This is a genomic window from Luteolibacter sp. SL250, from assembly GCF_026625605.1.
Lineage (GTDB): Bacteria > Verrucomicrobiota > Verrucomicrobiia > Verrucomicrobiales > Akkermansiaceae > Luteolibacter.
In genome coordinates, this window is the sequence record NZ_CP113054.1 from 4089760 (window position 1) to 4112430 (window position 22671).

Consider the following 22671-nt stretch of genomic DNA (forward strand, 5'->3'; position numbering starts at 1 on the left):
TCCGGCCAGCCGGTATCGGTGAGTCCGCTTTTCAGCATAGCCGCTCCAAAGGCTGGCGTAGCGACTGGCCGTTACGGTTGGGGGACACACCGTCCACCCAGGTCCGGGGCTCCTGACCGGCCTCAAGCCGTCCTCTTCCTCTGCATCCACAGCGTGACGTTCCGGATGACGACGTAGAACACCGGGGTCAGCAACAGACCGGCGAAGGTGACGCCGAGCATGCCGGAGAAGACGGCGACGCCGAGCGCGCGGCGGAGTTCCGCGCCGGCGCCGGTGGCGATGGCGAGCGGGACGACGCCGAGGATGAAGGCGAAGGCGGTCATCAGGATCGGGCGGAGGCGGAGCTTGCTGGCCTCGATGGCGGCTTCCATCGGGGAGACGCCGTCGCGGTCCTCGACGAGCTTCGCGAACTCCACGACGAGGATGGAGTTCTTCGCCGCGAGTCCGATGAGCACGACGAAGCCGATCTGGGTGAAGATGTTGTTGTCACCCCCGGCGAGCGAGATGCCGGCGAGGGCACAGAGGACGCAGAGCGGGACGATGAGGATGATCGCCAGCGGCAGACCCCAGCTTTCGTAAAGCGCGGCGAGGATCATGAAGACGAAGAAGAGGCAGATGGGGAAAACATAGGCGGCGCTGTTGCCGGCGGCGATTTCCTGGAAGGCGGTCTCCGTCCACTCGAAGCCGTAGGAGCGGGGAAGATTCTCACCGGCGAGCTTTTCCAGGGCGGCGATGGTCTGGCCGGAACTGAATCCGGGCGCGGGGTCCGCACTGATGTCCGCGGCGGGGAAGAGGTTGTAGCGCAGGACGCGGGACGGCGCCGCGATCTGGCTGACCTCCATCAGTGATCCGAGCGGAACCATGTCGCCGTTCTCACTGCGGGTGCGGAGCGCGAGGATGTCTTCCGGGCGCGCGCGGTGTGATCCTTCCGCCTGGGCGGTGACCTGGAAGGGCTTGCCGTAGAGGTTGAGGTCGTTGACGTAGATCGAGCCGAGATAGATCTGCAGCGTTTCCGAGATCGAGCGGATGGGCACGTCCATGCTCTTCGCCTGGGTGCGGTTGATGTCCACGTAGAGCTGCGGGGTCTTCGCACGGTAGAGGCTGAAGACGCGCTTCCACTCCTCCTCACCGCCGCCCTTGGCGATGAGGTCGCTGATGGCATCCTGGAGTGCCACCGGGCTGCCGCCTTCGCGGTCCTGGATCATCATTTTCACACCACCCGTGGTGCTGAGACCGCGGACGGCCGGCGCGGGGAAGGCCAGCACGCGGGCTTCCTTGATCTTCGTGAACTCCGCGGAAACGTGGGCGACGATGCCATCGAGCGAGCGGGCGGGATCATTGTCGCGCTTTTCGAAAGGCTCGAAGATGCAGATCACCGTGCCGGTGTTCGGCGCGGTGGCCTGGGTCACGCTGGAGCTGCCGATGCGGTTGATGGTGTTGGAAATGCCCGGCGTCTTTTTGAGGATGGCCTCCACCTTGTCCATCACGGCGGTGGTGCGCTCGATGGAGGCTCCTTCCGGCAGCTCCACGTTGACGAACATCACGCCCTGGTCGGTCTGCGGGATGAATCCGGTCGGGACCTTCTTGAACATGAAGAAGGTCAGCGCGATGAGCGCCGCATAGACGGCGAGGGAGACGTACTTCCACCGGATGGCCCCGCGGACGACGGCCAGGTAGCCGGACCGCGTCGCATCGAAGGATCTGTTGAACAGGCGGAAGAACCAGCCGAAGAGGAAGTTGATCGTGCGGCCCAAGAAGTCCTTTTTCTCGGTCGGTGCCTGGAGGAACAGCGCGCAGAGGGCCGGACTGAGGGTGAGCGAATTCACCATCGAAAGGAGGGTGGAGAACGCGATGGTCAGGGCGAACTGGCGGTAGAAGGAACCGGTGAGGCCGGCGATGAACGCCGTGGGCACGAACACGGCGATGAGCACCACGGACATGGCGACGATGGGGCCGGACACCTCCTCCATCGCCTTGATGGTCGCCTCGCGGCGGCCCATTCCGGATTCCAGATGGTGCTCCACGGCCTCCACCACCACGATGGCGTCATCGACCACGATGCCGATCGCCAGCACCAGGCCGAGGAGGGTGAGGAGGTTCAGCGAGAACCCGAAGGCGAGGAGGATGGCCAGCGCACCGATGAGGGAGACGGGAACCGCGAGGATGGGGATGAGCGTCGAGCGCCAGCTCTGGAGGAAGATCATCACGACGAGGAGCACCAGGATGAAGGCCTCGACGATGGTGTGGATCACCGAATTGATCGCCTCCTGGACGAACATGGTGGTGTCATAGATGACGGCGTGTTTGACGCCCGGCGGGAAGCGCCCGGAAAGGCGGTCCATTTCCGCGCGGACGGCTTTCGAGACCTCGAGGGCGTTCGACCCCGGGGCCTGGAAGACGCCGATGTTGATGGCGGGCTTTCCATCGAGCCGGGAGACGACCGTGTAGTCCTTCGCCCCGAGCTCGACGCGGGCGACATCCTTGACCGTGACGACCTCGCCGTTGTCGCCGGTTTTGATGACGACTTTCTCGAACTCCTCGACGGTCTCCAGACGTCCCTGGGTGGTGACGGTCATCTGGAAATCCAGGCCGGAGGGTGAGGGCTGCGCGCCGACGGCCCCGGCGGGGATCTGGACGTTCTGCTCGCGGAGCGCGGCGACGACATCCCCGGGGGTCATGCCGAGCGCGGCGATGCGCTCCGGATCGAGCCAGATCCGCATCGAGTATTCGCGGGCGCCGAAGAACACGATGTCACCGACACCGGGGATCCGGGCGAGATAGTCGCTGATCTGGAGGTACGCGTAGTTCGACAGATAGAGGTCGTCGCGGCTTTCATCCGGGGAGATGATGCTGACGGCCATCGTGAAGTCGGGGGAGCGCTTGCGGACGACCACGCCGTTGTCGCGGACGGTTTCCGGCAGGCGCGGGACCGCGGCCTGGACGCGGTTCTGCACGAGCACCTGCGCGCTGTCCGGATCGGTCCCCGGCTTGAAGGTGACGGTGATGGTCATCTGCCCGTCCGAGGTGGAGGACGACGAGATGTAGAGCATGTTGTCCACGCCGTTGATCTGCTGCTCCAGCGGGGCGGCGACGGTGTTGGCGATGGTCTCCGCGTTCGCGCCGGGATAGCTGGCGGAGACCGTGACCGTCGGCGGCGTGATGTTCGGATACTGGGCGACGGGAAGGAACTTCCAGGCGATGGCACCGATGACGATGGTCAGGATGGAGATGACGGCCGCGAAGATCGGGCGGTCGATGAAGAAGCGCGGGATGCTGTTCATGGCGCCGGAGTGGGGGTCGTCGGGTTCACCCTGGTGCCCTCCCTGAGGGTCAGGAGGCCTTCCGTAACGACACGATCATCCGGTGAGAGACCTTCGAAAATGGAGATGAGGCCGTCATGGGTCTGGCCGGTCCTGACGTTCCGGTAGCTGACGGTGTTGCCGCCGTTCAGCGCGAAGACGAAGCGCTGGCCCTGGTCCGTGCCGACGGCGCGTTCGGGGACCAGCAGCGTCCTCACGGGATTCTCCAGGCTGAGACGGACGCGGGCGTAAAGGCCCACGCGGGCGACGAGGTCCTTGTTCTCCAGGATCGCGCGGACACGGAGCGTGCCGGTGTCGGTCTTGATGGCGTTGTCCACGAAATCGACGCGGGCCTTGTGGGGATAGCCTTCCTCGTTGAGCAGGCCGACTTCGGCGATGATGCTTTCGGAGAAATTCTTGCCGCCACTCTCACGGATGATGCGGTCCCAGCGGAGGACGGAGCGCTCCGGCACCTCGAACGTCACATAGACCGGAGCCTGGCGGACGATGGAGGTGAGGGTGTCGCCGATGGAGATGAGGTTGCCGCGGGTGACGACGAGGCTGCTGACCTTTCCGTCGATGGGAGAGGTGATCCTGGTGTACTCCAGATCGAGCTGCGCGTTGTCGAGCGCTGCCTGGGCGGCGCGATGGCTGCCCTGGGTATCGAGGAGCTGCGTCTGCCGGGTTTCGAGTTCCTCCTGGGAGATGGCGCTGCTCTGGCGGAGGATGGTGGCGCGCTTGAAATCGGAGTCCGCCTTCTCCATGGACGCCTGCATCCGTTCCAGGCCGGCCTTCGCGGCCTGGAGGCGGGCTTCGTATTCCCGGGGGTTGATCTGGAACAACGGGTCGCCGGCGTTGATCCGGGTTCCTTCGGCGAACTCGATCTTCTCCAGCAGGCCGTTGACGCGGGCCTTGATCTCCACCTGGTCGATCGCCTCGATCCGGCCCGGCAGGATCTCAAACTCGAAGACTTCCTTGTTGAGCGGTTGGGCGACTTCGACCTCGACCGGAGGGGGCGGTCCCTTTGCTTTTTCTTTCTTTCCGCAGGAGGCGAGAGTCAGGGCGATTGAGCAGATGCCCAGTGTTGCCAAGGCCCGGCTGGACCGTGGGGACGCCGTATTGGAGGTGGATCCCTCTGGGATCCACAAACTCCGGAGTTTCAGTCGATTCATGAATGGTGCCGATTGCTTGAAAATGAAAAGAGCCCCGGAAGATCGAGATCCTCCGGGTTGCAAGCATGCGAGTGGAAAAGCGGAGGAATATTCCAACGAAGTGTGTCCGTATGCAATTTTTCCGCGCGGCTGTATGAAACAGCACGGACGGCATGCATGGGAAACGCCATCTCGTTTCCACATCTCGCGTCCAGAAAGTCGCAAGGCGGGCTTGTGAAGTTTCCAGCATTCCGGTTGATTCTCCGCCTCCGGTTGTGGGGTGAAGTCAGATATGGAATGCGGCGTGAAACTTATCATGGGATTGCTGGCCGGTCTGGCCGGATGCCAGGCTGCACAGGGTGCCATTTCCAACGCGGAACTGCAGGATGCGATGGGCAACGTCCCGGGGGTGACATGGTCCGTGGTCAATCCAACCGGAAACGCATGGAGCAGGACCTATGACAACTACAACCTGAGGCCAGCCGGCTACCGGATGATCGTGAGACGCACGTCCGGGGAAGGCTACTCCTACTACCTCAGCGGCCACGTGCAGGGCCCCGGCATCCTGGAGCTGGACCGGGCGGCGTCATTGAATTTCCCGACCACGGTGATGATCGATGGCGTCGTGGACGGCGGCATCGCCCCGAACCGTGACCACACGGACAGGGTGTATGTTCCGCCGGGCACGCACGAGGTGACGTGGATGATGACCGTGGGCGATGCCAGCTCCTATGCGGAGACCACATTCGGCAGGGGGCGCTGGCAACCGGGTCTGGTGCTGCCCCTGGCTGCGGGGGAGGCGGACGGCAGTGTGGTGCTGGGTGGCGCGGGCTGGCAGGGACTGTCCGGTTGGCCTGACGGGAGTGGCAACGCCACGTGGTCCGGCCTGATGCACGCGGTGCCAAATGCCGGTGCCAGCGTGCCGAAAATCCTCAGGGGTGACACGGAGGGTGCCGGGGTGGTGCGCTTCCGCTATCTGGCCAGGGGAAAGGAGGCCCGCGTGCGCACGGACGGAGGTACGTGGGCGGCTCTCCCCTACAAGGACAGTTGGTCCACCGGGTTCATCCCCGTGAGGGGGGCTGGTCCCCACAGCATCGAGTGGGAGGCCTCCGGCCCGGTGGATGCACGGCGGGTGCCGGCGGATGTGGCCGTCCGTGATGTGAGGCGGGTGGCGGAGGTGGATTTCGCGACGGCGCTGGATGCCCCGCATCTGACATTTACGGAAACTCCCAACAACACCAGCCGCCCCTTTGGCGCGGAGATGGAGGGCACGCGCGGCGGCTCCGGAGTGGTGGTGGGCTATCGCAGAGGGGTGGATTTCGTGTTGGCGGAGAGGTCCCTGGTAAAGATCCGGGAGACGGGTGGAGGGAGGTTTTTCGGCGGAGGCGCCCTTTCGAATCCCTGGGCGCTGGCGCTCCAGTCGGATGTGCTTTCCTCCGAGACGCTGCCGGACGGCGAGTGGACCACACGCTGCTACCTGCTGTCACCGGGCACCTACACCCTGGGTGCGATGTCGGAGGCACGGGTGGACTACATCGAGATCGTCCCGCACGTCACATCGCTGGCGGACGCGCTGGGACTGCCGGAGGGCGGCTTCACCGTGGGTGGTGACGCACCGTGGACCATCGAGCCTCGGTCCGATTCCGGGAACTATGAGGCCTACCTCTCCCTCACCGGAGCGGCGGATGAAGGCTGGATCGAGCACCAGGTGACGGGGCCGGCGGAGGTTTCCTTCAACTACCGTGGTTACTCGAACTCCACGGCCCCGCTGCAGGTGCTGGTGGATGGGAAAGCCTGCTGGGATTCCGGCCTGTCGCACCTGACGAACAAGGCGGCGACCGCGCTCATCGAAGTCCCGGCCGGGACGCATACCATCCGCTATCTGGCAAAACGGAGCGCCCCTTACTTCGGGGATGTGAGTGCGAGGGTATCGGCCATCCGCGTGGTGCCACTGCCGGAGGGCGGGGTGATCGGGGAAAGCGTCGGCGCGGCCGTCATCTCCGGGCGCAACGGAATCTGGAGCGGCGTCACCGGCCTGGGCGGTGACCCCGCGGAGGCACTGGTCCCTGCATCGAAGTGGGATTACTACGGGGAAAAGCCACGGTTGCGGATCCCCTTCACCGGCCCGGGAACCGTCCGGTTCAGGAGCCATTTCCCCGTCTCCACGGCGTCATCGAACGCTGGCATCGGCGCCCAGCTTTCCTTTTCCTCCAGTTCCAGGGCATCCGTGGTCCGGTCCGGCAGTGACGGGCATGGATGGAAGAACCACTCCCTGTGGCTGCCACCTGGAAACCACCACCTCACCATGGAAGCCAGAGGCGTGCTGGAAGACACCTCGCGCATGGCGCTCAGCGCACTGGAGTTCCAGGCGGACCCGGTGATGCCGGCGATGGACGTCCTCGGGATCGAAGGAGTTTCCCCGACGTTCAGCCCGGCGGACCAGCCGTGGGTGGGCACCTTGAGGACCGGAGCGTCAAAGCCGGTGCTGGTGTCCCCTGCCGCCCTCAGCACGACGCCGCGGAAGATGCAGATCACCCTGACTGCGCCGGGGGAGTTTTCGTTCGAGTGGGAAAAGCTCGTGGCGGGCACGCCGACCGGCACCTTCCGGGTGAACGGACAGACCATCGCGACGGCGCCCGACTCCGTCCAGCTCCGGCGGAAAGTCACCACCTTCATCAACCAGGATGGGCCGGTGACGCTGGAGTGGGAGATCTCCACCTACTGGGACTATGGTGGATGGCTGGAGCTGGGTGATTTTTCATGGAAGCCATGGCCGGAGAAGCCCCTGGCGGCATCGCTGGATGCGGGGGATCTCACGTGGAGCACCTCCGTGGAGCACCCCGTGACCGGACGGGACACGCCGGGAGCCGTGGGTGGCACCGCGGCGAACGTGCGCCTCCCGGACGGAAAGAGCACTTGGCTGGAGACAACCTTCGAGGGAGCCGGTCTGCTGGATTTCTCCGTCCTTGCTTCGACGGCGACCGGTGGGATGGATCCCTGGAACAGCGGGATCGGCATACGGGTGCTGGTCGATGGAAAGGTGATCCAGCAACCCTGGCGCAAGGTGGAGCCCATGCTGGTGATGGGCGACGGAACGCACACGATTCGGATCGAGTTTTCCGCCTACTGGGGGGGCGGCTCCACCCCCAAGGCCCTGGCGGTGGACAACGTGCGCTGGGTGCCACAGGGGGCCATCAGCCCCGGCGAGGGTTGGTCCTCCAGCGTGCCGGAGGCGCTCGCCGTGTTTCCCTCATTGGGGGAAAATGGAGCGGATGGCATCATCCTGCTGACGAAATCCGGCGAGGACCGCTGGATCGAACGGGAGGTCACCGGACCTGGCAGGCTGTCCTGGCGGGAGAACCGCACGTTGGGCGAAGGCACACTGACCACCTGGAGCAGGAAGGTGGACGGCCTGGACGTGGGCGTGCTCGTCTACGATTATCCGGATATCTGGATGTCCTCCTCCATGGACATTCCGGCCGGCACGCATCGGGTCAGGTTCTCGCTGGAGACGGAGATCACGGGGGATGATCCGGATACGGTGGAGCTGCCCATTTGGATCATCAGCGGGATGACCTTCACGCCCGGCGTCTCACCGCTGATGGAGGGACTGGACCAACAGGACGCGCTGTGGTTCTCCACGGGTATGGATGCGGGAACCCATGTGTCCGCCGCCGACTCCCATGACCAGGAGGACAAATGGTCCCCCGGAAGGGAGAGCGTGCTGTATCTCCTCAATCCGGGCACAGACTGGATGCAGGCGTCCAGTGACATCAACGGAGGCCCGGGCAAGCCACCTCTCCGCCGGTCCAGGTTCATCGCCCCCCGGTCCGCCATTTTCTGGAACGACGCCATCGACGGAAACGATGTGGTGCTGGTGGATCGCTTCCGCTCGCAGCCGCTTGGCGAGACCCCGTTGGAAGAGGCATTGGACCTGCCACGGACGGTGGAACCCGCGGGCTGGCGCGGATTCTCTTTCCTCGGGGACGACAGGCAGGATTTCCCGGAAGATGCCGCCGTTTCCCCGGCCCCTGCGGATGACCGCTCCGGCATGTCCACCGTGGTCGACGGCCCGGCCAAGGTGCGCTTCCGCTGGAGATGCGATGCCATGACAAAGCTGATCGCCGGGATCGATGGACGGGAAGCGCCGCTCGCCCCCGCCGGGGCGGAGTGGGCCGCGGTGGAACTGGACGTGCCGCCCGGACGCCATGTCATCTCCTGGCACCATCTCTCCCTCGGCAACTTCAGCTTCGATCCCTCGGTGGCTTTGGTGGATGCACTCGAAATTGAAGCAGTCCCCGCAAAAACTCCCGGCGAGATCGTGACCCTCGCGGGCATTCCGGCACTGCCGGTGGAAGCTGGTGCGGGATGGTCCGTCGGATACCGGAACATCCCGGACGGCCCGACCGAGTCGCTGGGGACCAACACCAGCGATGGTGCGCTGAAGCTCGATGTGGAAGGCCCGCGCATCCTTTCCTTCCGGCCGTGGTTGAGCCAGAGGCGTCCCCTGATCTCCGGGCAAATCCCCACCGTGCCTGACTGGGCGGGCAACATCATGGAATATGTGCTGGAGGTGAAGATGGACGGGGAATTGCTCAGGGAATTCCCGATCTACTTCAGCAGCCTGTCCGAGATCCTGTTGCCAGCCGGCCACCATGAGATATCATGGCGTCTGGTGGCGAAGCTGTATGATCCCGTCACCCAAGAGACAACCGCGGTCCCCGTCTGGCAGGACTTCGACTACGACGTTGGCATCACGGATCTCCAGACCACCTCTCCGGCGGATCATTTCCGGAACTGGAAGGACAACCACGGCCTGACCGGGGAGAACTCCGGACCCAATGATGATGCGGACGGGGACGGCCTGACGAACTTCATGGAGTATGCCTACGGAATGGATCCGCAGGATCGCTACTCAGGGACTTGGGGGCTGTGGACATGGCTTTCCCCGGATGACATACTCGGCACGGGAACCCCGCCCGGACAGCTTCACTTTTACGTCTCGGCGGAATATACCCTGCCTCATGTGGAATCCGTGCTGGAGGAAAGCAGTGATCTGAAAACATGGAGGAAAGTGAGCGACACCACTTCTCCGAAAACCCGCTCCTGGATGTTCTCGGAAATATTCTCCTACCCCGTGACCCCGGAGCATCCGGCGAGGTTCTTCCGCGTCAGGATGGTGGTGCCTGAAACGCCATGAAGCGGGCAGGCTGTGTCCGCAGGGCCAACGGCGATGGTCCCCCCCTCAGCGCCTCCTGCGCAGCGCGAGCATCACCCCGCCCAGCGACAGGACGATGGCCGACGGCTCCGGGACCAGGGCGATCTCGACGGAGTTGATGAACCCGCGGCGTTCGGTGGAGGTGGTTCCTTCCGCGGCGAAGAAAAGGGACTGGCCCTCCGCGATGGTGAAGGTGGTGCTGTTGTAGTTGTTGCCGGCGACGAAGGTTGGATTTCCTCCGTTGTTTGATATGGAGGAATTGGCCAGGGTGGTGAGGCTGAGGTCCAGGAAGTTGAACGTGTCCGAAGACGCGCCGACCGCCGTGTAGAAGCCCACCGGCCGGACGGAGTCGGAGTTGGTGTTCCGGCCGGTGAAGTAGAGCGTGTAGGTACCCGCCGCCAGGCCATCCAGGCGGAAGCCGACGGCGGCGTTGTCGGAGTTGCTGGTGGTGCCCCCACGGAAGATTCCGTCCTTTGCCGGAGTGCTGGACGTGGCGGAACCGTAGACCGCCCCCAGATTGACCGCACTGCCCGTGAGGGATCCGGAGTTGATGTTGTTGGTGGCCGCGTAGTCGAGGATGTTCGAGCCGATGGCGGTCTCCACCGCGAGGTTCAGCGCGATGTTGGTGGCAGCGGTGCCGTCGCCATAGGTAAGGCCGGAAGTGGGACCGGCGGCGATGTCAGCACTGCCCACGGTGTTCCAGCTCACCTCGGTCGACGGAACGGCTCCGGTGGCATGGCCGGGGCTGTTGGTCCGCTGGTCCGCGCTCAGCGCCCCGCCACCCGTGCCGAAGTCGAACAGCAGCGACACGGCGGAGGCTTGACCTGCCATGAAGAGGCTGCTGAGGGCGAGCGGGAGGAAGTTGCGCGTGAATTTCATTTCATTGCGCTGTACGACCGGAATATCGGTTTTTCAACGGTTAATTCCACCCATCCATCGATCCCTGATCCCGCGGTCAGCGCCCATCATCAATCTGTTACAAATCGCAATGGGGAATGCAATTTGAGCCAGCGGCATTCCCCGGGTGTCGTGGAACACCAGTCTTTCCGGCGACTGGGTGCAGGCACGGCACCTGCGAAGGAATCTCCCGCCGGCAATGACCCAACCCCAGATCCTCTCTTTCTCGATCCTCGGTGTGACCATGCTGCTCTTCCTGTGGGGGCGCATCCGTTACGACCTCGTCGCGCTGCTGGCACTGTTGGTCTCCGTGGCGTGTGGCACCGTGGACCCGAAGAAAGCCTTCGCCGGATTCAGCGACGACATCGTGATCATCGTGGGCAGCGCCCTGGTCATCAGTGCGGCCGTCGCGAGATCCGGTATCGTCGAGTCGATCCTGCAACTGCTCTCATCACATCTCAGGAAGGTCAAATGGCAGCTCACCGTCCTTGTCGGGTCCGTGGCCATCTTCTCCGCCCTCGTGAAAAACATCGGGGCGCTCGCCATGCTGATGCCGGCCGCGATGAAGATGGCGCGGAAGTCCGATGTGTCCCCATCCGCCTTTCTCATGCCCATGTCTTTCGGATCGCTGCTGGGCGGACTCATCACGCTGATCGGCACTTCCCCCAACATCATCGTCTCCAGGGTGCGGGAACAGAGCACCGGCGAACCGTTCCGGATGTTCGACTACGCCCCCGTCGGCCTCGGACTGACGCTGGTGGGGCTCGCATTCCTGCACTTCGGCTACCGGCTGCTTCCAGCCGACAGGCGCGCCGCGCCATCGCTCGGAGAGGCGCTGGACATCCGGGACTACACGACGAGCGCGGACGTGCCGCCGGATTCGAAATGGATCGGCAAGACGCTCGCCGCCTTCCAGCTTGCCCACGACGGCGAGGTCCGGGTGAACGCCCTTCTGAGAGGCAGCGACGATGCGCGGGAGAAGCTGGTGGGCGTCCAGACCGTGATCGAAGCGGGCGACACCCTGTTGCTGAAGGGAGACCCGGAGTCCCTCGAGCGTGCGGTCGCAACCGGGGAGCTGCTTCTCGAAGGACAGGACCGGGCGGTGGTCACGGAGAACTCCCCGGACTCAGTCGGCGTGATCGAGGCGGTGGTTGCGGAAAGATCGATCCTGGTGAGATCATCCATCGGAAAGCTGGCCCTCCATGAAATCCACGGCGTGAACCTGCTGGCGATTTCCCGGGCAGGGAGGCGGATGACGGAGGGATTGCGGGACACCCGGCTGAAGGCCGGTGACGTGATCGTCCTCCAGGGAGAACTCGACACCCTGCCGGAGCGGCTGAAGGCACTGGGATGCCTGCCGCTGGCCCAACGTGAGATCGCCCTCGGCAGCGCGCGGCGCGGCCTCATTCCGCTGGCCATCCTGGGCATCGCCATGACGGCCACCGCCCTCGGCTTCATCCCGGCCGCCATCGCCTTCCTTGGCGCGGCTGTCGCCGTGATCCTGACGAAGGCACTTCCGGTGAAGGCCGCATACGACCACATCGAGTGGCCCATCCTCGTCATGCTGGGGGCGCTGATCCCGGTCAGCCAGGCCTTGCAGGACAGCGGCGGCACCAAGCTCATCTCCGACTGGCTGTCGGGCGCCGCCTCCGGGCTCCCCGGATGGGCGGCGGTCGGGATGTTGCTCGTCGCGGCGATGGCGGCGACCCCTTTCCTGAACAACGCGGCCACCGTGCTGGTCATGGGACCCATCGCGGCGACCTTCGCCGGTGATCTGGGCATGCGCCCGGAGCCATTCCTCATGGCGGTCGCCGTGGGCGCGGGGTGTGATTTCCTCACACCCATCGGCCACCAGTGCAACACCCTGGTGATGGGTCCTGGCGGCTACCGCTTCGGGGACTACGCCCGCCTGGGCGTACCGCTGTCCATTCTGGTCATCGTCACCGGTGTCCCCCTCATCCTCACATTCTGGCCCCTTTGAAAGCCTGGCATCCAACCGCTGTTGTTGGGATCTTGATTCCAGACCGGATCCCGGCGACCAGTATGGGAAACAACCTTTGTCACCCACTGGCAAAATCCGACCAACGATGAACACCCCTCCCGTTCCAGATCCGCCCGCCGACGCCTCCGGGAACTTCCGCGGCGTGAGCAAGGAGCAGCTTTTCGAAGCCATCCTCGGAAGCACGCCGGACCTGGCCTATATCTTCGATCTCGACCACCGCTTCATCTACGCGAACGCCGCGCTGCTGGCGATGTGGGGGAAGACCTGGGAGGAAGCGGAGGGAAAGAACTGCCTGGAGCTGGGGTATGAGCCATGGCATGCGGAGATGCATGACCGGGAGATCGAGCAGGTGGTGAGGACCGGAAAGCCCATCCGGGGGGACGTCCCGTTCAACGGGCAGGCGGGCAGGCGCATCTACGACTACATCTTCAACCCCGTGAGGTCCGCGGACGGGAAGATCATCGCCGTCGCCGGCACCACGCGCGATGTCACGGAGCGGAAGCAGGAGGAGGAGAAGTCCGCATTCCTTTCCGAACTGAGCCGGAAGCTGGCGCTGTGCTCCGACCGCGACCATGCGGCGAACGAGGCGGTGGAGATGCTGGGGAAATTCCTGGATGGATCCCGCTGCCTCTTCGGCGAGGGGAACCGGAATGACAACCGCGTGGTCATCGAGAGCGACTGGGTGGCGGACGGCGTCACCTCCATCCGCGGGGAATACGAACTCTTCCAGTTCGGTGATATGGAGTGGTGGGACGCTTATTCCAAGGGCGACTATACGGTGGAGGATGTCTCCACCCACGCGCAGACGCGGAACCAGGCGGAGGCGTATCTGAAAATGGGCGTCCGTTCCTATGCGGCGCAAACCGAAACCGTGGGCAGTGACCGTGTGCTCCTGCTCTCCGTGAACTCCGCCACGCCGCGGGTGTGGACCCCTCGGGAACTGGGGATCATCGCGGACGTGCTGGCCTGCCTTTCACCCGTCGTCGAGCGGTTCCGGGCGAAGCAGAAACTGGAGGTCCAGAACCAGAAGATGGGCATCCTGTGGGACGCCGCGCAGATCCTGCTGACCTCGGACGACCCGGAGTCCATGCTGCAGCAGATCTTCGACGCCATCAGCGGCCCGCTGGGGCTGGACGTCTACATCAACTACATGAATGACGGCGACAGGCTGCGGCTGTCATCGTTCCGCGGGATCGGCCAGGAGGAGGCGGAGAGCCTCAGAACCCTGGAGTTCGGCCAGGCGATCTGCGGCACGGTCGCGCTCACCAGGCGCGCCATCATCGCCGGCAAGATCGAACGCAGCGACGACCCGAAGACCCAGGCGGTGAAATGCCTGGGGCTGAAGGCGTATATCTGCAACCCGCTCATCGCGGGCGAAGAGATCCTCGGCACCCTGTCATTCGGCAGCCGCACGAAGTCGTCCTTCTCCGTGGAGGAGGCCCAGTTCATCGAGACCATCACCCGCTACGTCACCGCGTCCTATGTGCGGATGCGGCTGGTCAACGACCTGCGGGAGTCCGACCGCAAGAAGGACCAGTTCCTGGCCACGCTGGCGCATGAACTGCGCAACCCCATCTCCCCCATCCTCACCGGACTGGAGGTCATCCGCCTGTCATCAGGAGATCCCGGCAAGATCGAAAAGGTGTCCGGCATGATCCGTGACCAGACCCGGCAGATGGTCCATCTGATCGACGACCTGCTCGAGCTTTCCCGCATCTCCACCGGCAAGATCGTCCTCCGTCGGTCGCAGAATGACATCTGCGCCATCATCCGGGATGCCATCGACATCGCGGAACCCGCCTCGGAGCAGAAGAACCAGAAGATCATCTATTCCCGTCCGAATTCGGCACTGAAGATCGACTGCGACCCGCACCGGGTGTCCCAGGTCATCTCCAACCTCCTGGGGAACGCCATCAAATACACCCAGCACGGGGGGGAGATCCATGTCTCCGTGGAAGGTCAGGACGACACGGTCCGGATGGTCGTTTCCGACAACGGCATCGGCATCGAGCCATCCTCACAGCAGCGGGTCTTTTCGATGTTCGAACAGGAGGACACCGACCGGCAGGACGGCCTCGGCATCGGTCTCACGCTCGTCCGGAACCTGACGCAACTGCACGGCGGTGATGTGTCCCTCCACAGCGACGGAAAGGGCCTCGGCACCCGGGTGAGCGTTTCGTTGCCCCGGGGAAATTCCGCGCCCATGCCGCGGACGGTCACCGCGGACTCCTGGGACAACCAGTCCGAGGCACGGCAGCGGGACATCCTGGTGGTGGATGACGAACGCGCCGCGGCCGACATGCTCAAGCTGCTGCTGGACTCCCCGCAGCTCGCCGTCGATGTCGCCTACGATGGGGCGGAGGCCGTGGATAAAGTCCGCAAGTCCGGACCGGAGATCGTTTTCCTCGACCTCGGGATGCCGCGGATGGATGGCTTTGAAGCCGCGCGCGCCATCCGCGAGATACGGCCGGACACCCTGCTGGTGGCGGTGAGCGGCTGGGGCCGCAGCGAGGACCGCGAGCGCACCGCCGCCTCCGGCTTTGTCAGGCATCTGGTGAAACCCGTCGCCCCTGCGGACATCTGGCGCGTCCTGAAGGAGCTTTCATCCTAGGTCGCGGTGAATCCCCCGGTGTGACGGCATGACGTTTTCCGACCGAAGTCATCCGCTTCCCCGTCATCTGGGGGAACGGTGAAAGGAGTGCAACGTGGTGTGGGTTTTCATGGAAACCGATGAAAGCCCATTCACCTTTCGATGCCGTTGCCACTTTCTGGAAATCCCTCACCCTCGCCGCGCTCGCGGCGTCCCTCTCGGCCGCACGCGCCGATGAGCTGCTGATCGATGCGGAGAGCTTCCCCAACCTGGGCGGCTGGGTGGTGGACCAGCAGTCGATGGACCAGATGGGTTCGCCCTACCTCATGGCCCACGGTCTGGGGGAACCGGTCGCGGATGCCAGGACCACCTTCCGCATCAACAAGGGCGGGAAACACCGCGTGTGGGTGCGCACCCGCGACTGGGTGGGGAAATGGAAGACGGATGAGTTCGAAGGGCCGATGAAGGCCACCGGATCACCGGGTATTTTCAACCTCGTCGTGAACGACCGTCCGCTCGAGATCCTCTTCGGCGAGAAAGGCGCGGAGTGGCACTGGCAGGACGGCGGGACCATCGAGCTGGCCGCCGGGGAGCACCACCTCGCGCTGCGTGACCTGACCGGCTTCAACGGACGTTGCGACGCCATCTTCCTCAGCGATGACACCGGCATCGTGCCCGGCGCATCACTCGCGGAGATCCAGGCGCTGCGCGTGCGTCTGCTGCCACAGCAGCAGGTGGTGGAGGAAAAGGAAGGCTATGATCTGGTGGTGGTCGGCGGCGGCATGGCGGGCATCTGCTCCGCCGTCAGCGCGGCCCGCTACGGCTGCAAGGTGGCCCTGATCCATGACCGCCCCATCCTGGGCGGCAACAACAGCTCGGAAGTGCGCGTCGGCCTTTCCGGACTGATCCGCAAGAAACCCTACCCGGAGCTGGGGAACCTGGTCGAGCAACTGGGACCCGTCGGCCACTGGAACCTCTGGGAGGCCAACCGGCAGCCGGAGCTGGAATACAGCAAGGAGATCCTCGCGGTCATCAAGCAGCACCCCGAGAAGAAGGAGCACAACGCCGGGGAAGCCTCGAACTACCAGGATGACAAGAAGCTCCGGTACGTCCTCGCGGAAAAGAACATCACCCTGTTCCTGGAATCCCGCGCCAACGCGGTGGAGATGAAGGACGGCAAAATCACCTCCGTGCTGGCGCAGCACACCCGCAGCGGACAGAAGGTGAAGGTCGCCGGCAGGATCTTCGCCGACTGCACCGGTGACGGAAACCTCGGCCACCTCGCTAAGGCGGACTACCGCATCGGCCGCGAGTCGAAGGCGCACACCGACGAGGAGCTGGCCCCATCCGTGGAGGATGATCTGGTGATGGGCACCTCCGTCCAGTGGAACACCCGCGTGGAGGAAAGTGCCTCCGCTTTCCCGAAAGTCACCTGGGGCCTCGGCTTCACCGAGAAAACCTGCGTGGAAACCTTCCGCGGCGACTGGGACTGGGAAACCGGGGCCAACCTGAACAACGCGACGCAGATGGAGGAGATCCGCGACTACGCGCTGCGGGTCGTCTTCGGCAACTGGAGCGTGCTGAAAAACAGCGCCGACCCCGCGCGGCAGAAAAAATTCGCCAACAGGAAGCTCAACTGGGTCGCCTACATCGGCGGCAAGCGGGAGTCGCGCAGACTGATGGGTGAGTTCGTCCTCAGGCAGCAGGACATCGTCGGAGCCATCCCCTACCCGGATGCCTCCGTGACCACCACATGGACCATCGATCTGCACTACCCGGAAAAGCCGCTGTGCGCGTGCGATGCCTTCCAGTCGAAAGCCCACCACCTCAACATCAAGCCCTACCCCATCCCCTACCGCTGCTTCTATTCGCGGAATGTCCCGAACCTGATGATGGCCGGGCGCAACATCAGCGTCACCCACGTGGCGCTGGGCACCGTGCGCGTCATGCGGACCACCGGCATGATGGGCGAAGTCGTCGGCATGGCAAATGCCATCATGAAGGAGCACCAGTGCCTGCCGAAGGACGTCTATACCGATCATCTGCCGCAGTTGAAGCAGCTCATGACGGAAGGCGTCCCCGGGGCGCCGAGGTTGAAGTGATGTAGGGCTGGGAGTGCATCACTCCAGGTAGCGGAACGGCTGCGCCGTTACGGTTGGGGGCATCCACCTCCCTCCCTGATGATCCGCACGGGAGGGAGCTTCACCCATGGAAGTCAGGGACGACATCCCCTCCCCTGCGGACCCCGGGGAGGAACGAAGTTCACCCGGCCGAAACGCCTCAGCCGTTCCGCTGCGCTTATGGCCTGCCGATCATGAAGATCCGGTCCACGTGGATGGCGGTGGCCGGGTCCGCCTTGCCCGTGGGTGCCAGCCAGAATGAATGCTCCGGTCCCAGGATATGCTCGCCGAGATGGATCGTGCGGTAGCCGCCTCCCGCGAGGTCGGCGAAGGACACGGACTTCTCCACGACCATCCGGTTGTTCCGGCTGTCGTAGATCCCGCAGCGGAAGGCCACTCCCTCCGCTGCCGGCCCATCGACGCGCACCACGAGATGGGCGTCGAGCGTTCTCGTCCGCTTGCGCAGTGGAGGCCTCGCCTGCACCAGCCACTTTGCGGTGCCCAGCTTCAGCCTCACCGCGCGTCCGTTCGACGCGGCTGCATCATCGACCAGCGAGGTGAATTCACCCTCCGGGTCGTGGAGGTTCATCAGCACCTCCTGGACATCCACCCAATCCTTCCGCTCCAGCCCCTTGCACTCCTCCGGAGCGGTGCCGGTCGGTGGCAGGCACTCATTCCTCCGCAGGCCCATCAACTGCCGCAGGCTCAGCGTCGGTGTCATCCGCCACGCCGGGTCGATGCCAAGCTCCACCGCGTCCCGCAGGAAGGCATCACACTCCGCCGCCGCATCCTCCGCGGAGGGGAAAATTTCCTCCCCACCCGCGGCCAGGATCCCATCCAGGTAGCGGAGGATCTTCAGATACCGGTAGGCCAGCTCCTCGATCCTCACCCGCCGGTGGAACTCCGGCTCCGTCCTGACGGCGTCCAGCGCCTTCGCGAAACACGCCCCGGCCTCCGCCAGCACCGCGCCATCGAACCCGGAGAGATCCGGATCACCATACCCCGGCACCGTCCCCTTGGCGCGCACCGTCCGGTCGAGCAACCGCAGGTATTCATCCAGATGCGGCGCGGCAGGTCCGTAGTAGCCGGAGAGGAACCGCTGGATCAGCGCCTCCGCATCCCGCTCCGGGTCCCACAGCAACTGGGAGGAGAGCCAGCCTTTCAGCGCGATGAAATCCGTGAACTGGTGCGTGCTTTCATAGCCCTGCTCGAACACACCCGCCGCGCCCATCTTGACGAAAAGCGGGATGTTCTCCGACAACGGATGGACATTCGGATGCAGGCGCACCGCATCGAGGAAATCGACCGCGTAGTCCCAGATGAACAGTTGCTTCGAGATCGCCGCCCACGCCCTCATGTCCGTCATGAACGCCTCGTTCCGCGGCGAGTCCAGCTCATGGCTGCTGTCCGCCTCGATCGGGCACAGGCGGATCATCACATTGTCCGCCGGGACGATGCCCTTCGGCGCGGCCCGCGTGTACTGGTAGGCCAGCGTCTCCACGAACATCTCCGGCCTCACCTTCGCCACCTCCGCGGCGATGCCGTTGACGAAGTCGAGCATCAGCCCGGACGGCCCGCCCAGCTTCGCCTCGATCTCCCCGCAGGCGGTGCATCCGCATTTCCGGATGTTGTCGTTCTGGCTCACGGAGATGATGCGGGATTCCGGATGCTCCCGGACCATCGCCACCGTCCGCGCGGCGGCTTCCTTCCGCAGCTCCGGATTGCTGAGGCAGAGCTGGGAGTTCTCCGCCGTTCGCTTGCCGTCGATCTCGCTGAACCATTCCGGATGGTTGGCGAAATACCTGTCCGGCGGGATCAGCCGGTGGAACGTGTGGACGAAGCCGATAATCTCCACATCCCCGCCCAGTTCCTGCGGGATGGGTTTGTAGCCGATGACCCGTCCGTTGCGCTTCCGCTTCACCGCGAACTCCGGATGGTCCACGTAGTCACGGAAAAACGGATCCCGGTACATCAGCGGCGGACGGTAGCGGACATCCAGCGCAGGCACGGACAGATCCTTTTTCTTCGGAACGAAACCGGCGTCCGACGTGAACCACTCGAAGCCGATGTGCTCCTCCAGAAAAACATAGGCCGCATACAGGACGCCGCGCGGCCCTCCTCCTGACACCAGCAGGCGGTTGCCATGCGTGCGGATCACCACGCCATCCTCGCCCAGGCTGCCACGGTCCACACCCAGCTCCGACAGCAGTCCATCCGCCGCCGCGCCCACCAGGATCGCGGGCTGGTCCTTGCCCACCTCCGCCGCATCCACCAGCCGGAACTCCGCACCCACCACACCTGCCAGGTGATCCGACAGCTCCTTCGCCGCATGGCGGCTGACCGGCCCATCCGCCGCCCCATAGCCGATCACCACGGCAGGCTTCCCATCCACCGCCAACTGTAGCCCGCCGGGCTTCACCTCATCCGCACCACCCCGCCCCGCCGCCAGCAATGCCGCCATGGCCACCACCGCCGTGATGCCCCATCTCCGCCACCCGCGCATGGCCGTCCGTTCCTTCGTCATATCCCCCCACCGAGCCGCCCGATCCACGCCACGGCAAGCAGGATGACCCAAAGCGGACGACTTTGAGAAAAAAACGGACAACAGTGCGCGAGCAGGGAAAGGGGCACAAGCTTCTCCCCCGACCGGGTTGCGGATACCGGGATCCGGGCGATATTGCAGGCAATGAAAACGGAAAAGAGAGACGCCCTGGAGATCCTCTGGAGCAACATCCGCACGGCACGGTCGGAGCTTGAAGGACTGCTGCGCGGGACGGGTGATGCCACCGGGGATGGAACCGACCGGATGGGCCTGCGCGCCAAAGTGGAGGATAAACTCACCGAGCTTTTGTTCGAGTTCATCGACCTGACGGAGGAGCGCTTCCACGTGGCCGTGTGATGGCAGCGGATGATCCGTTGGGTGGAGATCGCCCGTTCCCTGTCTGATGGATTTCCACCTGCCAGGTGGACGAACGCGAAGTTTTGGGGGGAGGCTTTTCCGAAGTTCCATTTGAGGATTCGCGGTTGACAGCTCATTGTTGATATTGAGACTCATCTCAACATCTGGAGCAACTTCAGAGCCAAGGGCCTTCTTCCCCCCACCGAAGGTCCATCCTCACGAAATCCACATCCATGAAACACCGAGCATCCTCCATCGGAAGATTCACCCTCCTCGCCGCGATCAGTTCGGCGGTCCTGCCGCTCTCCGCGACCGCCGCCCCTCAGAAGCCCCCCACTGACGACGAAGCCCAGGACTCCGGGAGCCTCCCGGAGCTGGAGATCACCGCACAGAAAGTTGCCACTCATACCACGACCGGCACAAGGACCCAGACCCCCATCATTTCCACCCCGCAGTCCATTTCCGCGATCACCCGGGCGGAATTGGACGCCCGCGGCGTGCAGCGCCTGACAGAAGCCGTTTCCTACACCGCAGGTGTGCTGGCGGCGGATCAGGGGATGGACAGCCGCTGGGATGGCCTGCGAATCCGGGGCTACAGCGCGGGCAGTGATACCAGCAACTTCTATCTGGACGGACTGCGTGGCCCGAGTGGCGGACAGTGGACGAAGGGGCAATTCGACACCTTCGGGTTGGAACGGGTGGAGGTCGTGAAAGGTCCATCCGGAGTTTCCTACGGCCTCGTCACACCGGGCGGTCTGATCAATGCGGTGAGCAAGCGCCCGACCGACGATCCATTCGGTTCCGCCGGCCTCCAGTATGGCAGCCACGATACGATCCAGGGAACCTTCGACACCAGCGGCGGGCTCGGGATGGAGGGCCTCAGATACCGTATCGCAGGCCTTTACCGCGACGGAAACTCCGAAGTGGATCATACCGAATTGAGCCGCTTCTTCATCGCGCCCAGCCTCACGTGGGACATCACCGACCGCACATCGCTGACCATCCTGACGCAGTATCAGAAAGATGAAGGAGGGGCCACTTTCCAGTTCCTACCGACGGTCGGGACGCTGACCCGCGGTCCATTCGGCTACCTCGACAATTCGACCTTTCTTGGCGAGCCGGATTGGAATGTCTATGACCGCGAGCAATTCGCCATCGGCTACCAGTTCCAGCACCAGTTCAACGACCATCTGACGTTCCGCCAGAATCTCCGCTACACCCACGTGGACAACCTCTATCATGCCATGGTGGGTGGGACCGGCAGCACCCCCACCACGTTCGGCCGCCGGGCGATCGTAGGGGATGGAATTTCCGATGGACTCGCGGTCGATACCTTGTTGGAGGCGAAATTCGAAACCGGACCTGTCCAGCATACCTTGGTTGGTGGAGTGGATTACGTCTATTCGGACTGGAGCCACCTCCGGTTGGTCAACAGTTCGGCAGCCGCCGTCGGCCCTCCGATCAATATCTACGATCCGGTGTATACTCCTGGCATTGATCAAACCCTGAAGGCCAGCACCGCCTGGGCCGGGCCGGATGTGGACGCCACCGAAAGCCAGCTCGGGATCTACCTGCAGGAGCAGGCGGTTTTCGGTCCGTTGCACGCCACGCTCGGAATCCGCCATGACTGGCACCGGGTTGACTATGACCAGGCGAACCTGACGGGTTCGGACCACGAAGGGAATGGGATCGAGGGCGCACCCACAAAATTCAAAGTCACTCCGTCCGCGACAACATGGCGGGGCGGACTCCTCTATCTGTTCGACAACGGTCTCGCCCCGTACGTCAGCTACACCACCTCATTCGAGGCCGCGCCGTACAGCAACCTCGATCTCGCCGGCGATCCTCTCCGTGAACCGGTGGAATCCGAGCAATACGAGATCGGCTTGAAATACCAGCCATGGGAGAAGGCTCTCTTCACAGCCTCACTCTTCCAGTTGACCGAGGAAAATGGTGAGGTGCAGGTGCAGGCGGGACCTCCGCGCTACGCGCAGGTCGGTGAATCCGAGACCCGCGGATTCGAGTTCGAAGGACGCATGGAAATGGCCGAAGGTCTGGACCTGATCGCCACCTACACCTATCTCGATACTGAAATCACCAGGAGCAGCGCGCTGCTCGCCGCGCAGGCAGGAAATGATTTGCCCGGTGTGCCGGAACACCTTGCGTCCCTGTGGCTGACCTACACGTTCCAGCAGACCTTCCTGGAAGGGCTGAGCGTGGGCGGCGGGGTCCGCTACGTGGGAAGCAGCTATGGAGATGCCGCCAACAGCATCGAAATCCCGCATTACATGCTGTTCGATGCCGCCATCAACTACGATCTGGGCAGGGCATCGTCAGCCCTGGAGGGCATGTCCGTGCGTCTGAGCGCGACGAACCTCGCCGACAAACGCTACGTTGCCACCGCCACCGGAAACACGTCCGCGTTCTACGGCTCCGGCCGGTTCGTCAACCTCGGGCTGAACTATCGCTGGTGAACCGTTGTGCGCCGGGTAGTG

10 protein-coding genes are annotated in these 22671 nt (G+C 64.1%); 6 read left to right on the forward strand and 4 right to left on the reverse strand.

All coding sequences use genetic code 11. From position 1 onward, the window contains the following. Positions 1 to 122: 122 nt before the first annotated feature. Positions 123 to 3281, reverse strand: coding sequence for an efflux RND transporter permease subunit (locus tag OVA24_RS17815; RefSeq protein WP_267671467.1), 3159 nt, complete (start codon positions 3279 to 3281; stop codon positions 123 to 125). Beyond that, positions 3278 to 4390 carry an efflux RND transporter periplasmic adaptor subunit gene (locus OVA24_RS17820; protein ID WP_267671468.1) on the reverse strand — a complete coding sequence of 371 codons (1113 nt, stop codon included), beginning with the start codon at positions 4388 to 4390 and terminating at the stop codon, positions 3278 to 3280. Before OVA24_RS17820 ends, OVA24_RS17815 begins: the two co-directional genes overlap by 4 nt. Positions 4391 to 4754: 364 nt before the next feature. On the opposite strand from OVA24_RS17820, the gene OVA24_RS17825 reads away from it, so the two are divergent. Then, positions 4755 to 9650 (forward strand): hypothetical protein, encoded by a 4896-nt coding sequence (locus OVA24_RS17825; RefSeq protein ID WP_267671469.1) that lies wholly within the window; start codon positions 4755 to 4757, stop codon positions 9648 to 9650. Between the two features lie 45 nt (positions 9651 to 9695). Here OVA24_RS17825 and OVA24_RS17830 read toward each other — a convergent pair whose 3' ends face one another. Beyond that, positions 9696 to 10547, reverse strand: a complete 852-nt coding sequence (locus tag OVA24_RS17830; protein ID WP_267671470.1) for a PEP-CTERM sorting domain-containing protein — start codon at positions 10545 to 10547, stop codon at positions 9696 to 9698. A 217-nt stretch (positions 10548 to 10764) separates the two neighbouring features. Here OVA24_RS17830 and OVA24_RS17835 point away from each other — a divergent pair, with 217 nt between their 5' ends. From OVA24_RS17835 to OVA24_RS17845, 3 genes are all read left to right on the forward strand, one after another. Then, entirely contained in the window at positions 10765 to 12546 is a 1782-nt protein-coding gene (locus OVA24_RS17835; RefSeq protein WP_267671471.1) for an SLC13 family permease, read from the forward strand. Between the two features lie 106 nt (positions 12547 to 12652). Further along, complete coding sequence (locus OVA24_RS17840; protein ID WP_267671472.1) at positions 12653 to 15178, forward strand: ATP-binding protein; 2526 nt, start codon at positions 12653 to 12655, stop codon at positions 15176 to 15178. A gap of 119 nt (positions 15179 to 15297) precedes the next feature. Next, positions 15298 to 17259, forward strand: a complete 1962-nt coding sequence (locus OVA24_RS17845) for an FAD-dependent oxidoreductase (protein WP_267671473.1) — start codon at positions 15298 to 15300, stop codon at positions 17257 to 17259. A gap of 196 nt (positions 17260 to 17455) precedes the next feature. Here the strand turns inward: OVA24_RS17845 and OVA24_RS17850 are convergent, their stop codons facing one another. Next, positions 17456 to 19801: a glycoside hydrolase family 20 protein gene (locus OVA24_RS17850; RefSeq protein WP_267671474.1), complete on the reverse strand. Its 2346-nt coding sequence runs from the start codon at positions 19799 to 19801 to the stop codon at positions 17456 to 17458. Between the two features lie 162 nt (positions 19802 to 19963). Here OVA24_RS17850 and OVA24_RS17855 point away from each other — a divergent pair, with 162 nt between their 5' ends. Both OVA24_RS17855 and OVA24_RS17860 read left to right on the forward strand, forming a co-directional pair. After that, positions 19964 to 20176, forward strand: coding sequence for a hypothetical protein (locus OVA24_RS17855; protein WP_267671475.1), 213 nt, complete (start codon positions 19964 to 19966; stop codon positions 20174 to 20176). Positions 20177 to 20409: 233 nt separating this feature from the next. Further along, the gene (locus OVA24_RS17860; RefSeq protein ID WP_267671476.1) at positions 20410 to 22650 is read left to right on the forward strand and encodes a TonB-dependent siderophore receptor; all 2241 of its coding nucleotides are present in this window, start codon (positions 20410 to 20412) and stop codon (positions 22648 to 22650) included. Positions 22651 to 22671: the final 21 nt, after the last annotated feature.